The 16,959-nt window shown below is 53.6% G+C and carries 14 protein-coding genes; 2 read left to right on the top strand and 12 right to left on the bottom strand.

Annotated features, from left to right (window positions below; all coding sequences use genetic code 11):
- Positions 1 to 112: 112 nt before the first annotated feature.
- From KNP76_RS08155 to KNP76_RS08140, 4 genes are read right to left on the bottom strand one after another with little or no spacing between them, the layout of a single operon-like run.
- Positions 113 to 1,270, bottom strand: a complete 1,158-nt coding sequence (locus tag KNP76_RS08155) for a bifunctional cystathionine gamma-lyase/homocysteine desulfhydrase (RefSeq protein WP_214837952.1) — start codon at positions 1,268 to 1,270, stop codon at positions 113 to 115.
- Positions 1,236 to 2,174 (bottom strand): PLP-dependent cysteine synthase family protein, encoded by a 939-nt coding sequence (locus KNP76_RS08150; protein ID WP_214844023.1) that lies wholly within the window; start codon positions 2,172 to 2,174, stop codon positions 1,236 to 1,238. The genes KNP76_RS08155 and KNP76_RS08150 overlap by 35 nt, the downstream gene beginning before the upstream one ends.
- A complete protein-coding gene (locus KNP76_RS08145) occupies positions 2,175 to 2,642 on the bottom strand; it encodes an S-ribosylhomocysteine lyase (protein WP_021065678.1) in 468 nt (155 codons plus the stop codon).
- Positions 2,639 to 3,268 (bottom strand): class I SAM-dependent methyltransferase, encoded by a 630-nt coding sequence (locus KNP76_RS08140; protein ID WP_251137399.1) that lies wholly within the window; start codon positions 3,266 to 3,268, stop codon positions 2,639 to 2,641. The genes KNP76_RS08145 and KNP76_RS08140 overlap by 4 nt, the downstream gene beginning before the upstream one ends.
- Positions 3,269 to 3,610: 342 nt before the next feature.
- Between KNP76_RS08140 and KNP76_RS08135 the strand changes: the two genes are divergently transcribed.
- Entirely contained in the window at positions 3,611 to 7,276 is a 3,666-nt protein-coding gene (locus KNP76_RS08135; protein ID WP_214844019.1) for a S8 family serine peptidase, read from the top strand.
- Positions 7,277 to 7,310: 34 nt separating this feature from the next.
- Here the strand turns inward: KNP76_RS08135 and KNP76_RS08130 are convergent, their stop codons facing one another.
- From KNP76_RS08130 to hrcA, 6 genes are all read right to left on the bottom strand, one after another.
- Positions 7,311 to 8,057, bottom strand: a complete 747-nt coding sequence (locus KNP76_RS08130) for a 16S rRNA (uracil(1498)-N(3))-methyltransferase (protein ID WP_214844017.1) — start codon at positions 8,055 to 8,057, stop codon at positions 7,311 to 7,313.
- Between the two features lie 4 nt (positions 8,058 to 8,061).
- Positions 8,062 to 9,000: a 50S ribosomal protein L11 methyltransferase gene (gene prmA, locus KNP76_RS08125; protein ID WP_214844015.1), complete on the bottom strand. Its 939-nt coding sequence runs from the start codon at positions 8,998 to 9,000 to the stop codon at positions 8,062 to 8,064.
- Positions 9,001 to 9,018: 18 nt separating this feature from the next.
- Positions 9,019 to 10,122 carry a molecular chaperone DnaJ gene (gene dnaJ / locus KNP76_RS08120; RefSeq protein WP_034814828.1) on the bottom strand — a complete coding sequence of 368 codons (1,104 nt, stop codon included), beginning with the start codon at positions 10,120 to 10,122 and terminating at the stop codon, positions 9,019 to 9,021.
- Positions 10,123 to 10,227: 105 nt separating this feature from the next.
- Complete coding sequence (gene dnaK, locus KNP76_RS08115) at positions 10,228 to 12,051, bottom strand: molecular chaperone DnaK (RefSeq protein WP_211780868.1); 1,824 nt, start codon at positions 12,049 to 12,051, stop codon at positions 10,228 to 10,230.
- Positions 12,052 to 12,080: 29 nt separating this feature from the next.
- The gene (gene grpE, locus KNP76_RS08110; RefSeq protein WP_051622730.1) at positions 12,081 to 12,656 is read right to left on the bottom strand and encodes a nucleotide exchange factor GrpE; all 576 of its coding nucleotides are present in this window, start codon (positions 12,654 to 12,656) and stop codon (positions 12,081 to 12,083) included.
- A gap of 17 nt (positions 12,657 to 12,673) precedes the next feature.
- The gene (gene hrcA / locus KNP76_RS08105) at positions 12,674 to 13,696 is read right to left on the bottom strand and encodes a heat-inducible transcriptional repressor HrcA (RefSeq protein ID WP_034814824.1); all 1,023 of its coding nucleotides are present in this window, start codon (positions 13,694 to 13,696) and stop codon (positions 12,674 to 12,676) included.
- A gap of 192 nt (positions 13,697 to 13,888) precedes the next feature.
- On the opposite strand from hrcA, the gene KNP76_RS08100 reads away from it, so the two are divergent.
- Positions 13,889 to 14,494, top strand: a complete 606-nt coding sequence (locus KNP76_RS08100; RefSeq protein WP_214844013.1) for a DUF1054 domain-containing protein — start codon at positions 13,889 to 13,891, stop codon at positions 14,492 to 14,494.
- A gap of 44 nt (positions 14,495 to 14,538) precedes the next feature.
- Here KNP76_RS08100 and hemW read toward each other — a convergent pair whose 3' ends face one another.
- Both hemW and KNP76_RS08090 read right to left on the bottom strand, forming a co-directional pair.
- Positions 14,539 to 15,696, bottom strand: a complete 1,158-nt coding sequence (hemW, locus tag KNP76_RS08095; RefSeq protein WP_214844011.1) for a radical SAM family heme chaperone HemW — start codon at positions 15,694 to 15,696, stop codon at positions 14,539 to 14,541.
- Positions 15,697 to 15,763: 67 nt separating this feature from the next.
- Positions 15,764 to 16,948 carry a DUF1015 domain-containing protein gene (locus KNP76_RS08090; protein WP_214844009.1) on the bottom strand — a complete coding sequence of 395 codons (1,185 nt, stop codon included), beginning with the start codon at positions 16,946 to 16,948 and terminating at the stop codon, positions 15,764 to 15,766.
- Between the last annotated feature and the right edge of the window lie 11 nt (positions 16,949 to 16,959).

Raw genomic sequence — 16,959 nt, 5'->3', positions numbered from 1 at the left:
CCTACAATTAACGTCAGTTTAGTCGATGCGTTATCCACATTCAACATATTTCTTTCTTATATACAGAACAAAAAGAGGCGTGCTCGAAGCACTGCCTCTCTTCCTAAGTCATTTAGTTTGAAATCGTCTCGACGGCAGCGAGCGCTTGTTCCAAATCTTCGATCAAGTCAGCTACGTCTTCAAGGCCGACAGAGATTCGAACAAGCCCGTCTGTAATCCCGAGCTCGAGGCGTCGTTCAGGCGGAATTGATGCATGCGTCATTCGTGCCGGTACACTGATGAGACTCTCGACCGCACCGAGACTTTCCGCAAGCGTGAAATAGTGCGTCTTCGCGACAATCAATTCGGCCGCTTCGGCTGATCCGACATCAAAGGCGATCATGCCGCCGAACCCGCGTGCTTGTGACGTATGAACACGCTTCGCTTCCTCACTAGCGATACTCGGATGCAAGACGCGTCCGACTGCTTCATGTTTCGTCAAGAAGTCGACGAGCGCGAGCGCGTTCGATTCGATTTCTTCCATACGGACGGCAAGCGTCTTGATGCCACGGACAACGAGGAAGCTGTCCTGTGGCCCGAGAACGGCACCGACCGAGTTTTGTAAGAACGCCAAGTCTTCACCGAGTTCTTCGGTGCGCGAGACGACGAGACCGGCAACGACGTCGCTATGGCCCCCTAAATACTTCGTCGCACTATGAAGCACGTAATCCGCTCCGAACTCGATCGGATTTTGGAAGTATGGCGTCATGAACGTATTGTCGACGACGAACAACGTCCCCGCCTCGTCCGAGATTTGACGCATCTGCTTCAAATCCGTGACGTTTAAGAGCGGGTTCGTCGGTGTCTCAACGTAAATCATTTTTGTGTTCGGCTGAAGCGCGGCGCGGACCGCCGTCTCATCGGCCGTATCGACAAAAGATGCCTCCAAGCCAAGTGATTGAAATACTCGATTGAATACACGGTACGTTCCTCCATATACATCAGAACCGACGATGACGTGGTCCCCAGATTTTAAGAGCATTAAAATCGTCGACACGGCTGCCATCCCCGATGCGAACGCAAAACCACGTGCGCCGCCCTCGATGTCTGCAATCAACGTCTCGAGTGCCGTGCGCGTCGGGTTAGCGGTACGTGAATACTCGTACCCTTCTCGCAAGTTACCGATTCCGTCTTGTTTGTATGTGCTCGTTTGATAAATCGCCGGTGTGACGGCCCCTGTTAGCGGGTCCGTCGTTTTACCGCCGTGAATGAGCGCTGTTTTTGTACGCATGTTCTGCCTCCTCGACTATCCCTTGACTTAAATATCGTTCCACACTGTCCGGCAAAATCGTGACAATCACGCCTTCGGTCATCTGGTTGGCTTCCTGGACACAAGCCGCGATGGCCGCCCCGGACGAACTTCCGATAAGAAGCCCTTCGCGCTTGGCCATGTGGGCCACGTAGTAGAATGCGTCCTCATCTGTAATCGTATAGATGCCATCGACGTAAGCCTCGTCTAGAAAAACCGGCCACGACTCAACCCCGATACCCTCTGTCTTATGAGAACCCGGTGCCCCGCCATTTAAAATCGACCCTTCTGGCTCGACAACGATCGTTTTCGTCCCGTTCGGTCTGAGCGTTTTCGCGACGCCCGTGAACGTCCCGCCAGAACCTGCGCCCGCAATAAAGACATCAATCTGCGGAAGATCGTGGAGTAATTCTAAAGCGAGCGTTTCGACGTACGTATCCGGATTATCAGGATTCGAGAACTGTTCAGGCAAATACGCGTCATGTTCGACTGCCAGTTCTTTCGCCCGCTCAATCGCCCCTTTCATCCCAAGCGACGTCGGGGTGTTAACGACTGTCGCACCAAGCAAGCGCATGAGTGCTTGTTTCTCTTGACTGAATTTCTCAGGCGTGACCGTCATGAGTCGAATCCCGAACTTTTGACAAGCGAGCGCGAGGCCGATTCCGGTATTCCCGGCGGTCGGTTCGACGACCGTCCCGCCCTGTGTGAGTTGACCTCGCTCAATCGCGCGTTCAATCAATTGAAGACCAAGACGATCTTTGACGCTTCCACCTGGATTTCGCATCTCCATCTTTCCAAACACTTTCACGCCTTCCGGGACAGGTAACGTCGTCAACTCGATGAGCGGGGTATGTCCGATAAGCTCATACACATCCCGGACGATCATTTACGCCTCGTCCTTGAAGATGATGTGCCACTCGTCACGCTTCGCGAGCATATCAGCCGCAAGTTTTTTGGCGCCCTCGAAATCATGATGGTTCGCGCTTCCGCATTGAATCGGGTTTTGCGCCGGTAATTCTGTCGCATTCGCCGCGTCGCGCAGTGTCGCTTCGACGAGGTCGAGCATCGCTTCGTAATCGCCGTCGTTGAGCATCGTCCAGTAGAAGCCTGTCTGGCAACCCATTGGCGATACATCGATAATTTGGTTCGAATGGCTACGGCTGTTTTCAGCAATCAAATGCTCGAGCGAGTGCACGGCCCGCATCGGCATGAGCCCCTCGTTCGGTTGAATGAAACGGATATCATATTTATAAATCGTATCGGCCGTGCCTTTCTTCACTCCGGCTAGACGGACGTAAGGCGCTTGTACTTTTGTATGATCTAAATTAAAGCTTTCGACTTTATAACTTTTCATGATTGTGTTCCTCCTGTTTGTTTCGTGGCCACGACGAGCCATACAAATTTGTTTTTTTGTTCCATCTGCACAGCGTATCCGTTGTCTTCTAAAATCGACCGGATCGTGTCTGTGTATGGATAATACTCGCGGTTCAAATCTTCGACCAAGTCAGCGTAACCATGTTCCGTTGCCCAATTAATAATCTGTGCCCGTGCTTCAGCTGACTCAAACATCGTATCGAGCAAGACGAACCTTGGTGAATCAAGATGCTCGACATAGCTCTCGATCGCTTGACGTTTCTCGACGTCTGTCAAATGGTGAAACGCGTAAGACGATACAATCGAATCGACGCATTGCTCGGCCGGATAGTTCAAGAAGTCACCCGTCTTTACTTCAATCCCGAGCTTTTGAATCGCTACCTCACGCATCTCATCAGAAGGCTCGATCGCAATCAACTCGTGCTGTTTAAGAATACGGGCACTCAAGTTTCCAGTCCCGACACCAAACTCCATCACGCGTCCGTCTAACTGCTCAACGACCTCGTCAAGCATCGTGTCATACCCGGCGAACACTTCTTTGTATTGTTCGTCGTGCCCGTTCACCGTCTCATCGTATTGTGACGCCCACTCTTTAAAAATATCCATGAACTGAAGTCCCATTGGTCCACCTCATTCTTCTTTATTCCGACTATGTTGATATGTTTTATATGAATTCTATACCCAGACTTTATCAACTTTTTTGAAAAATCTCAAGTGAATTGTATCGCTCTCGTCTCAATCAGCCGCATTATTTATAAATCGATGTCTCAAAACGAAAAAAGACCCATCCAATTATGAGTCGTTAGGACAAAAGTAATTGTCAGAATTTTTTAATTTGTTCAAATTCATTACCCTGATTTTTAAAAAATAAAAGGAAATTAAATCGTTGTTCCGCTATGATTTTCCACAAATAGATTAAATCTTTAGAAAACGAATGGAGGATTTATTTTGCCACAACCTAAATTTTACGTTAACGTATCCCTCGCCACTTGCCTCGCATTGACGCCTGGCCTTCTCGGTCTCGGTGCCGAACCAGTCCTTGCCAAACCGTCGGTCACGGCGAACGTCGCCGTCAGTGACAAACAAGAAAAACTTCGTGTCGTCGTCGAACTCGTCGGCGCCCCAGCCATTGAACAAGCGAAACAAAAAGGTAAAAAGTTTAATGCGCTTTCAAAAGCCGAGAAAGATCGGGCACACGGTCTCGTGAAGGCCGAGCAAAAGAAAGCGAAAGACGCGATTGCGAAAAAAGGCGTCAAAGTCGAACCACTCGAAGAGTTCACGACCGTCTTCAACGGATTCAGTACGTTCGCGACGACAGCCGATATCGAAAAAATCGAGGCGTTGCCAGAAGTCGCGGCCGTCCATCTCGTCAACGAGTACGAACGTCCGGAAGTGAAGCCAGACATGGTGACGAGCAACGGCATGGTCCAGTCCCAACAGACATGGGGCGACTACGGCTATACAGGAGAAGGGACGGTCGTCGCCGTCATCGATACCGGTGTCGATGCGGACCATCGCGACTTCAGATTGAGCGATCAGTCAAAAGCCGAACTCTCTGAATCCGAGGTCACATCGGCCGTGAGCGAATTCGGGATGGCCGGCGCGTACATAAACGATAAGGTCCCGTATGCATACAACTATTATGACGAGAATGATGACATCCGCGACGATTCACCAGGTGCATCGATGCACGGGATGCACGTCTCCGGAACGGTTGCCGCGAACGGAAACGAAGAGACTGGCGGATTGAAAGGTGTTGCGCCTGAGGCCCAAGTCCTTGGACTGAAAGTATTCAGTAATGACCCGAACTACGCCTCGACCTACGGAGACATCTACATCAAAGCGATTGATGACGCCATCAAGCTCGGTGCAGACGTCATCAACATGAGCCTCGGATCGACCGCTGGATTCGTCAGCGCCGATTCCCCGGAACAACAAGCCGTTCAACGCGCTGTCGATAACGGTGTGTTCATGTCCATCTCGGCAGGGAACTCGGCTTACTTTGGGAACGGATTCGATTTGCCATATGCCAACAACCCAGACACGGGCGTCGTCGGTTCACCGAGCGTTAGTTCGGCTTCGACATCGGTCGCCTCGCTTGAGAACGACCAAATCCAGCTCGACGCGTTCTCGGTCCGCTCAGGTGACAAGACTGATAAAATCGGTTGGAAAAAGCAAGACGGACCAGCCTTCACACAAGGCGAATACGATATCGTCTACGTCGGCGACGGTCAGCCGGCAAACTACGTCGGCAAAGATGTCAAAGGGAAAATCGTGCTCGCCGTCCGAGACGGTAGTTACTTTTACTCGAACATCCAACAGACAGCCGAAGCGAACGGCGCGGCCGGTGTCATCGTCCGCGGTACGGTCGGTCACGGCGACTATGTGAGCATGGCCTTGTCGAACCCGAAAATCCCGATGGCTTCACTCAGCATCAAGGACGGGAACGACTTGCGCGACCGTCTGATCGCTGGCGAACAGATGCGCATCGGCTTCAACGGTGATCGAATCAGCGTGGCCAACCGCGCGGCTGGCGCGTTGTCAAACTTCACATCGTGGGGCGTGACACCGAACCTCGATTTCAAACCAGAAATCGCGGCACCGGGCGGTCAAATCTTCTCGACGCTCAACGATAACCAATACGGCCTCATGAGCGGTACGTCGATGGCGGCCCCTCACGTCGCTGGGGGCGCAGCGCTCGTCTTGCAACGTGTCGATGAGCAGTTCGACCTCGACGGCGTCGATCGCGTCACGATGGCGAAAAACTTGTTGATTAACACGTCGAAAGCTGTGACCGATATCGGCCCATACAATCAACAGTTGAAACAAAACATCCCGTACACGCCACGTCGTGGTGGAGCCGGCTTGATGCAGTTGCACGCTGCCGTCTCGACACCAGCCGTCGCCTATGAGAAGACGTCAAAAGAGGCAAAAGTTGCCTTGAAGGAATTGAACCGCAGCAAAGCGACGTTCACGCTCGTCGTCGAGAACTTGTCGAACGAAGCCGTCTCGTATGACGTCTCATCATCGCTCCAGACAGACCTCGCCATCGAGCGCACACCAGGCCTCGTCCAAAACGCGATGGAAGCCCAACCGCTTCAAAACGCGACGGTGACCGTCAACGGGAAGGCAGTCAACTCGGTGAAGTTGAAACCGAATCAAAAGACAGAAGTTAAAGTCGCTGTCGATGTCTCGAAAGCACAAGTATTGAATCCGAAAACGTTGAGCGGCCTCGTGGCAGCAAAAGACGTGTTCGAGAACGGGTACTTCGTCGACGGCTTCATCCGCCTGTCTGATTCGAACGGGTCTGAAGGAAACCCAGATCTCGTCGTACCGTTCGTCGGTTTCGAAGGGGACTGGGGCAAGGCACCAATCTTCGACGCTTCGGTTTATGAGTCGGGCTCATTCTATGAGACTGCCGGCATGGTCGATCAAGCCGGGAACTACCTAGGCGCTAAGTTAGACAAGTCGTTAAACTTTGATGCCATCGCCTTCTCGCCAGACGGTGACGGCGTGAAAGACGCCGCGACACCAGTCTTCTCGTTGCTCCGAAACGCGAAAGATGTGAAGTACCGCATCGTCGATGAAGCCGGAAACGTCGTCCGTACCCTCCGCCAAGACGATGAGTTGCGGAAGAATTACTTTGATGGCGGACGCAACACACCGTACTACTACTCGGCAGCCTACAAGTGGGACGGCCAGTTGAACGGGAAACCGGCACCTGCCGGCAAGTACTTCTACGAGATTGAAGCGAGCATCGATTACATGAAAAAAGAAGCACAGACGCTTCGTTTCCCGGTCAAAGTCGACTACACGGATCCGACGTTCACAGCGAAATGGCAAGGTGACAGCTTGACGGTCCAAGCGAAAGACGACTTCGCCGGCGTCCGTTCGGTCGAGTACCTCGTCAACGGAAAAGCCGTTGCGACATCTGCTGACACGACAGCGACGCATACGTTCGCCTCGCTCGCCGAGAGCGACTCCATCAGCGTCCGCGTCACGGACCATGCCGGTAACGCGACGACGAAAGCAGTGGCGTACTCGAACGACGCCGACAAGCCAGGCGTCTTCTTGACGGCCCCGCTCGCGCTCGCACCGTACGCGACTTCGGTCATCCCGATCGCCGGTTCGATTCAAGACGCCTCTGCGATTCAATCATTCCAAGTCGATGGCACGGACGTCCCACTCACGTGGAACGAGGCGACGAAACGCTATGACTTCAACACGACGCGGACGTTCGCCGACGGCGTGCACAAGTTACGTTTTGTCGCTGAAGATGCGGCCGGTAACGTCGCGAACTTCCAACGGACGATCTTTGTCGATGCGACACCAGCGACGATCTCGTTCGGGAAGCTTCCAAAAACGATTAATAAAAACCAGCAGTCCGTCCGCTTGGACGTGACGGTGAAAGATAACTTTGACGAAGTGAAGTTACTCGTCAACGGAGACTTGAAGTTCAGCCAAACGCTCAAGGCGCCATATGAGATGCGTCCGTTCTCTCGGACCGAGACGCTCACGCTTCCTGTCGTCTCTGGTGAGAACACGTTCACGTTCGAGGCGGTCGACCTCGCGGGGAACGTCACAAAAGAGACAATCACATTGACGAAGAAATGAAAAAAGCTCTTGCCGCACGCGGCGAGAGCTTTTTTTACGTCAATTCGAGCGCATAAGAGATGGCAGCGAGCGCGTAGAGCGGCGCCGTCTCAGAACGCAAGATGCGTGGTCCGAACGCACAGGCCTGTGCCCCGCGTTCCGTCCACTCGATCACTTCCCCCTCATCAAAGCCACCTTCCGGCCCGACGATGAGCAGTAGCTTGGCCCTAGGTCGAAGTGTCTGGAGCACGGTCGCAAAGGCCGCTTTCTCTCCTTGCTTCGCTTCTTCCTCATAGGCGACCACGACGGCATCGTACGTCTCGAGCTGTCGTGACAACTCTCGTGAACTGATGTACGAACACGTCGGGACGATGGCACGATACGACTGTTCGGCCGCCTCCTGCATGATCTTTTGAAGACGCTCGACTTTTTTCGGCGCTTTTTTCGCGTCCCACTTCGCGACCGACCGTTTCGACTCGAAGAGAAGCAACTGGTGCACGCCGAGCTCGGTCGCCTTTTGGGCGACGAGTTCGACTTTGTCACCTTTCGGGAGCGCATAGGCGAGCGTCACCTCAATCGGCAGTTCCGTCGTCGCCGGGCGTTTCTCGATCACACGCACCGTCCCTGACTTCTTCTCGAGTGTCACGACCTCGGCCTCGTACTCGTATCCTTCCCCGTCGAGAAGGACGAGCCGATAGCCGGGCTGTCCGCGGAGCACGGTCCCGATATGATGGGCGATATCCGCCGGTAGTACGACGTGGTCATTCGCGAGCGCGTCTCTGTTCAGAAAGTATCGTTGCATGCGCTCACCCCTTCTTCGCGATGATGGCAACCCAATCTTCCATGACACGCGTCTCTTCAATGACAAAGCCGGCCGTTTGGAGCGCTTCGGCAACTTCCGCCCGCTTCTGACCGATGATGCCGGATGTGATGAAGTAACCGCCTTGTTTGACGCGGTCGTACGCATCGTCGATAAAGAGCAAGATGACGTCCGCGAGGATGTTCGCGACGACGAGGTCATACGTGCCGTCCATTCCTTTCAACAGGTCACCCGTGTTGACGGCGACGAGCGCTTCGACCCCGTTCGTCTCGACGTTTTGTCGCGCCGATTCGACGGCGACGGTATCCAAATCGAGCGCCTCGACGTGTGACGCCCCGAGTTTCGCCGCCGCGATGGCAAGTACGCCTGAACCGGTCCCGACGTCAATCAAGCGGTCACCCGGCTGAATGTAATTCTCGATCGCTTGAATGCATAACATCGTCGTCGGATGCGTGCCCGTCCCGAAGGCCATGCCCGGATCGAGGAGAATGACGTTCTCTTCCGGTTGCGGCTCATAGTCCTCCCAGAGCGGGACGATCGTGAGCTGTTGTGAGATTTTGACGGGCTTATAGTATTGTTTCCACGAGTGGGCCCAGTCCTCTTCGTCGAGCTCGGCGACGGTCACGTCTCCGCTACCGATGTCCAAGATGTCTCGTAGCCGGTCGACTTCTTTTCGGAACGCGGCGAGCGTGTCCTGAAAGTCGCTCGACGCCGGCACGTACGCTTTGACGTAAACGCCTGAGGTCGGATACGATTCACGTCCCGAGACGTCCCAAATCTCTCCGAAATGGTCTTCAGCCATCATCTGGTCATAGTCTTCGACGTCCTCGATGACGACGCCTTGTGCCCCCACTTCATGTAATAAATTCGATACGGCCTCGACCGCCTGCTGTGTCGTGTGGACACAAATTTCAGACCATTTCATCGTTTGAACACGCTCCTTTTAGTGACTAAAAAACTTTTTCATTTTTTGGAACAACCCGTGTTGTTCTTCGACGCCCGCTTCGCCGCCAATCTCTTCGAACTCGCGGAGCAACTCTTTTTGACGGTCCGTCATGTTCGTCGGTGTCATGACGACGATGGTGACGTATTGGTCCCCGTGACCACCGCCACGAACGCTCGGCATCCCTTTTCCGCGAAGACGAAATTTCGATCCGGTCTGTGTGCCGGCCGGGACTTTCAAGCTGACTTTTCCGTGGACGGTCGGCACTTCGATTTCAGCGCCAAGTGCTGCCTGAGCGAACGTGACCGGCATCTCCATTGCGATATGTTGGTCGACGCGCTCAAAAATCTCATGACCGCGGACACGGACGACGACGTATAAATCTCCAGCCGGTCCCCCATTAAAACCAGGACCGCCTTTTCCAGACATCCGAATCTGTTGGCCGTTGTCAATCCCAGCTGGAATTTTCACTTCGACGCGCTGCGTCTTCTTGACGTGGCCTGAACCGTGACACGTCGGACACTTTTCTTTAATCGTCTTCCCTGTCCCGTGACATTGACTACATGGCCGTTGGTTGACCATCCGGCCGAGAATCGTATTCTGTTCAACTGTCTCGACGCCACTGCCACCACAACGGCCGCACGTCTCTGGTTTCGTCCCCGGTTTGGCACCACTGCCCATACAAGTGTCACATTCGACTTCAATCTCGAGTTCGATCGTCTCCGTCTTACCCGTCACGCTTTCCATGAAGTCGAGGTCGACGACATATTGATAGTCTTCCCCTCGACGCGGCGCGTTCGGATCTTGACGGCGTCCGCCGCCACCGAAGAACATGTCGAAAATGTCACCAAATCCACCTTGGAAGTCGCCGCCACCGAACTGGCTCGCCCCTTCAAAACCAAATCGGTCGTATTGGGCCCGTTTCTGCTCATCGGACAATACTTCATACGCCTCGCCGATCTCTTTGAATTTATCTGCTGCATCCGGCTCTTGGTTAATGTCTGGATGATATTCTCGCGCGAGCTTCCGATACGCTCGTTTAATGTCTTGCGCCGAGGCCGATTTATCTAGGCCAAGCACTTCATAATAATCTCGTTTCGCCACGTCAGTCTCTCCTATCTCGTCTTTAAAGTTCGAATTTACCGATTCTACCTTAACATAGAAAGAGCCAAAGCAGAAACCTGCTTTGGCGCCCTCCCATCCGTTTTATTATTTACGGTCGTCGAGATCTTCAAACTCGGCGTCGACGACGTTGTCGTCTTTCGCTTCCGTCTGTGTCTCGGCGCCTTCAGCACCTTGCTCTTCAGCCATGCTCGCATATACTTTTTGCGTCAACTCTTGAACGACGTTCGACAATTCGTCTTTCGCCGTACGAATTGCTTCAAGGTCTGTGCCTTCGAGCGCAGACTTCGCTTTCTCTTTCGCTGCTTCCGCGCGCTCTTTGTCGGCCGCATCCACTTTGTCGCCAAGGTCTTTAATCGCCTTGTCTGTCGCGAAGACGAGCTGGTCTGTCTCGTTACGGAGTTCTGCTTCTTCTTTGCGCTGTTTGTCCGCTTCGGCGTTCGCTTCGGCTTCTTTTACCATCCGCTCGATTTCAGCCTCATCGATTCCTGAAGACGATTGAATTGTGATCGATTGTTCTTTGTTCGTGCCGAGGTCTTTCGCCGAAACGTGTACAATCCCGTTCGCGTCGATATCGAATTTGACTTCGATTTGCGGGACGCCACGTGGTGCCGGCGGGATGTCCGTCAATTGGAAACGACCGAGCGTCTTGTTATCCGGCGCCATCGGACGCTCCCCTTGAAGAACGTGGATATCGACGGCTGGCTGGTTGTCCGCCGCTGTCGAGAACACTTGTGACTTCGATGTCGGGATTGTCGTGTTGCGATCGATCAACTTCGTCATTACGCCGCCCATCGTCTCAATTCCGAGCGAAAGTGGTGTGACGTCGAGAAGGACAACATCTTTCACGTCACCGGCAAGGACGCCGCCTTGAATCGCAGCTCCGAGGGCAACGACTTCATCCGGGTTCACGCCTTTGAACGGCTCTTTCTTCGTGAAATCATGAATCGCTTTTTGGACTGCAGGAATACGCGTCGAACCACCGACGAGGATAATCTTGTCGAGGTCAGACGGTGTGAGACCTGAGTCTTTCAAGGCGCGACGCGTCGGTTCCATCGTGCGCTCGACGAGGTCGGCTGTCAATTCGTCAAATTTCGCACGCGTAAGCGTCGTCTCCAAGTGAAGCGGGCCAGCCGCTCCGGCCGTGATGAACGGGAGGCTGATGTGCGCGCTTGTCACGCCCGAGAGGTCTTTTTTCGCTTTCTCGGCCGCATCTTTCAAGCGTTGGAGCGCCATCTTGTCTTGGGCGAGGTCGATGCCGTTCTCTTTTTTGAACTCTTGGACGAGGTAGTCGATGACTTTTTGGTCGAAGTCGTCGCCACCGAGACGGTTGTCACCGGCTGTCGCCACAACTTCGAAGACGCCGTCGCCGAGCTCAAGAATCGAGACGTCGAACGTACCGCCACCAAGGTCATAAATTAAAATCGTATGGTCTTCACCTTTGTCGAGGCCGTAAGCGAGTGCCGCTGCTGTCGGCTCGTTGATGATTCGTTTGACTTCGAGTCCGGCGATTTTCCCAGCGTCTTTCGTCGCTTGACGTTCGGCGTCGTTGAAGTAGGCAGGCACCGTGATGACCGCTTCTGTGACAGACTCACCGAGGTAGTCTTCTGCGTCTTTTTTGAGTTTTTGCAAGATGATGGCCGAGATTTCTTGTGGCGTGAACTTCTTGCCATCGACTTCTACTGTATGTGACGTACCCATGTGACGCTTGATTGATTGGATCGTGTTCGGGTTCGTGATCGCTTGACGTTTAGCGACTTCACCGACTTGACGTTCTTCCCCTTTGAAGGCGACGACAGAAGGTGTCGTCCGGTTCCCTTCCGCGTTCGAGATGACGACTGCTTCGCCACCTTCCATCACTGCTACACATGAGTTCGTTGTACCTAAGTCAATTCCGATAATTTTACCCATTGTCGATTCCTCCATCTAGTTAAGTAATGTTATTCTGCGACTTTTACCATGCTCGGACGAATGACACGCCCATGCATCGTGTACCCTTTTTGAAGCTCCATCGTCACGACGCCTGAATCGAACTCGTCGCTCGGCTCTTGCATGACCGCTTGATGAAAATTCGGGTCAAACGGCTGACCGACCGCGTCGATCGCTTCGACTTGTTCCCCGTTCAACACATCGAGAAGCTGACGGTGAATCATGTCGACGCCCGCCTGAATCTGTTTCGCATCGTCAGACGTCGCTTCGACTTGAAGTGCCCGCTCGAAGTTATCGATGAGCGGAATCAATTTCTCGATGACTGACTGGGAAGCGAACTTGATGCGTTTCGCGTTCTCTTCATTCGTCCGACGACGGAAGTTGTCAAAATCGGCGCGAATGCGAAGCTCGCTCGCTCGCAGTGCTTCGATTTCTTTTTCATAATCCGTCCCCTCAGAAGTTTCTTCCACAATCTGAGCATTTGAAACCTCGTCCGCTTCGACTTCTGTCGCTTCTTGTTTCGGCTCAAAATCTTTCTCTTCGAGCACTTCGTCCTTGTCTGGACCGTTCTGGTTGTCAACTGTCATGTTGAGGCTCCTTTCCGTCACTCTTCTAATTTCGTTCGCCTGAGCGCTTCAATCAACTGCCCCATCATTTGGACGCCGTGCCGATAGTCCATCCGCGTCGGACCGATCATCGCAATCGTTCCGAACGTTTTTCCGTCGAGCGTATAATCCGACGTGATGACGCTACAGTTTTGAAGCGCGAGGATCCCGTTCTCGCTCCCAATGCTCACATAAATCTCGCGGTTTGGCAACGATTCGAGCCAATCGGTCAAGCGCTCCTGTTCATCGATCCATTCGAGGAACGGGCGGAGCGTATCGAGCGATTGAAACTCCGGTTGATTGAAGATGTTCTTCTTCCCGCCTAAATAGAGCGAGGTCGGATGTTGCAGTCCGGCAGTCGATTGAATCAGTTGCAACATATTCTCATACTGTTCTCGATTCGCGAGTTGAAGCTTTGACACTTCCTCGCCAAGGCGCTGCTTCAACTGCCCGATCGGTGTCCCTTTCAACCGATCGTTTAAAAACCGAATCGTCTCCTCGACCATGTCCGGCGCCATCGGAGATTCGAAGACAAGCGTCCGATGTTCGACGTGGCCCTGGTCCGTCAAAATCAACACGACACCGCGCCGTTCATCGAGTGGCATCAAATCGATGCGGGCCAGACGATTCATTTGGCTATTGGGGCCGAGTGCCACCGTCGTATAGTTGGTCAAGTCAGAGAGGAGGTCAGCGGCTTGACGAATGAGCAGATCCGACTCTTGCGCCGACGCCCGCAACCGTTCACCGAGATGGTGCGTCTCCCGTTCGTCAATCACTCGTTTCTCGACGAGGTGATCGACATAATAGCGATAGCCGACCTCAGAAGGAATGCGCCCGGCTGAAGTATGCGGTTTCTCGATGAGACCCAAATCTTCCAAATCAGCCATATCGTTTCGAATCGTCGCCGAACTGAACGAAAGATCATCTCGTTTCGATAACGTACGCGATCCGACCGGTTGTGCCGTCTGAATATAGTCATCAATGATGGCTCGTAAAATGAGCAATTGTCTCTCCGTCAGCACGTTTTCACTCCTCTCTGAATGATTGGCCTCGCTTTATTAGCACTCATATTTACTGAGTGCTAATCACACTTCAAATATTATCACGTTCTCCATATTTGTCAATTCATTCGCTTCATTTTTTCCAGTTGTTCCGAAGTCGCCGCCGATGCATCTTACGACTCATTTCGGTATCATACGAGGTGAGGTGATTAAATGTTTACAACACAACAATTTGACGTATTCACACAAGACGGTCTCGATGTACGGATGGAAGGGATTCGTTCGACCATCCAACCGCTCTTCCATCAAATCTATGAGGAAGTCGGTCCACAACTCGAAGCGGACGTCGGAATCCCGCTCTACTTGCACGTCGCCAAACATGCGCGTCGTACGGTCAATCCGCCGAAAGATACGTGGATGGCCATTTGCCACGACAAACGCGGCTACAAGAAACACCCGCACTTCCAGGTCGGTCTATTCGACGATCGGGTCTTCGTCTGGCTCGCGTTCATCTATGAGATGCCGAACAAGGCAGCCATTGCTGAACGTCTCATGAAGATTGACGTCAAGACGGCGTTCCCGGACTTCCACATTGCCGGTGACCATATGAAGAAGGAAGCGTTCCTACTTGAAGATACGTCTCAAGAGGCGATTGACACGATTTTAGAGCGGTTCAAAGAAGTGAAGAAAGCCGACTTTTTAATCGGTCGCCAACTTCCGGCCGATGCGTCGATCCTCCAAAACGAGGCGGCCTTCCTCGCGCTCGTCGAGGACACGTTCAGCCGGCTCACGCCGATTTATCGCGACCTCGTCTTATAACGTAAAAGGGAATCCATCGTGGATTCCCTTTTTGTATGCGCAATTTACTGAACCGCATCAGAGTCGACACGGGCCTCGCCGATAAAGGCGGCGAACGCCTCGTTCGCGAGCGGCAGACCGGACTCGGTCAGCCGGACGTGCGTGTCCGTCCGTTCGATTAACCGCTTCGCCTCGAGGTCGGCCAAGACGTGACCGAACACGGCTTCCATCGATTGGCCGTACTTCGCTTCAAACGTCTCGAACGCTACACCGGAACGCATGCGAAGACCGAGGAAAAGCTCCTCTTCCATCTTCTCGACCGTCTCGAGCGGCGTCGTACTGCGGACCGGTAACCCTTCCGCTTTAATATAGTGCGGGATGGGTGCGATGTTCGCCCGCCGTTCCCCGTTCAAATAACTGTGTGCCCCGGCACCGAAGCCATAATACTCTTCATTGCGCCAATACACTTGGTTGTGCCGGCTCTCCCGTCCTTCGAGGCTATAGTTTGAAATCTCATATTGTTTCAACCCGCGTCGTTCGAGCGTCTCCATCACTTTCAAATACATCGCGACTTCGATATCCTCACCCGGAAGGCGCAGCTTCCCTTTTCGCTCTTGAATCGCGAACACGGTATGTGGCTCTAAAATGAGCGAGTAGGAAGAGACGTGTTGAATCGGCAGCTGGAACGTCAAGTCGAGGTCGCGCTCGATTTGTTCGAGCGTCTGTTCCGGGAGCCCGAACATGAGGTCGATGGATATGTTATCGAACCGTTTCGCCGCTTCGTTGACGGTGTGGAACACGTCATCGGCCCGATGCGTCCGGCCGATCCGTTCCAACCCGCCGTCATCGAACGTCTGGACGCCGAAACTGAGGCGATTGACGCCGCCTCGCTTCATCGTATCGAGTTTCTCGGTACTGACGAAGTTAGGGTTCGCCTCGACCGAGTATTCAAGATTCGGAGACGCGAGCGGGAGCAGATGACGTTCGACCATGTCCATGAGTCGTTTCATCTGCGCCTCATTGAGCGCGGTCGGTGTCCCGCCGCCGATAAAAATCGTCTCGATCGTATCGGTCGGATATTGTTCGAGCGATAGTTCGATCTCTCGTTCAAGTGCATCTAAATAGTCATCAACCGGTTGGTTCTTTAAGAACACCTTGTTGAAATCGCAGTAATAACAAATATGTTCACAAAATGGAATGTGAAGATATACGGCTTTAGCCATGAGCGGCCACCCCTTTCTTCTCTTTCCATTTATAACGTTTTTTGCGCCGCGATGCCACTATGCGTGTTCAGTCAAAGCGATGGATGAATAGCCCGCTCTTCAGTTTCGGCTCGAACCACGTCGATTTCGGCGGCATTTGGCCCGCTTCGTCCGCGACGCGCATCAGTTCTTCCATCGCCGTGGCGTGGCACGTCAGGATGACGACGTCCTGTCGCCTAGCTAACGCTTCGAGGCGCTCAATCGCGTCTTTTCCACCGACAAAATCGATGCGTTCATCCGTCCGGACATCCTCGACTCGGAAGTACGGCTCGAGGATGTCTCGTTGAAGCGTCGCGACGGCTAACGCCTCGACGTCTTGTCGCTTCGTCAGCTTGTAATGCTTGTCTCGAAAAGCCAAACCGAACATCGCACTCTCGGTCGGGACGAATACATTTTCTGCGGCTTCAATCTCGTAACTAAAGGAGAGGCCGTCTAGTAGCGCCGCGACTTCTTCAGGTGCCACATCTTGCAAAACGCGATGGTACGGCAAAATCGTCAGCTCATCGCTCGGGAACAAGACGCCGAGGAAGTGGTCCCGTTCTTGTTTGGACTCTCCTTCATGAAGCGGGCTCCGTGCGACGACGGCTGCAGCCTTGGCACGGTGATGCCCATCGGCGATATAGATGGCCGGAATGTTGGCCCCGAGCATGATGACGCGTGCTTGATGCTTCGATGGCACGGCGTAGCCTTCATGGACGACACCTTGACTGTCCGTGAAGGCAAACAACGGCTCCCCTGTCGTCGCGTCGTCTAGGATGCGACGCAACCCTTCGTCCGGCGCGTGGCTCATCAAAATCGGGCCGGTGTGCGCTTTCGTCGCCGAGACGTGCTCGACGCGTTCGCGTTCTTTCACGGCACGCGTGTGCTCATGAATCTTTATGCGACCTGCCTCATAATCTGCCACTGAGAACGTGGCGACGAGCCCTGTCTGGACACGCCCTTGATCGGTGAGCCGATACACATAAAATCCGTTCGTCCGTTCGGTCAACTCGCTCTCGTAAAGCCGCTCGAGCTCATGACGGGCTCGTTGTCCCCACGCCTCGAGCGGCATGTCCGCCATGAACAGTTCTGGCTTATCGACCGCGAGGAACGAATCGGGACGCTGTTCGACGTCAAGACGCGCCTGTTCGACGCTGACGATATCGTACGGGTCGGCGGCGACGTTCTCGGGATGTTTCGGCATGTATGGGGCAAACGGTTTGAATACGACCATGGTCATTCCTC

The organism is Exiguobacterium sp. s150 (assembly GCF_018618435.1).
GTDB classification, from domain to species: Bacteria; Bacillota; Bacilli; order Exiguobacteriales; family Exiguobacteriaceae; genus Exiguobacterium; species Exiguobacterium alkaliphilum.
Note: the sequence above shows the minus strand (reverse complement) of the source record. Positions and strands in the feature narration are given on the sequence as shown.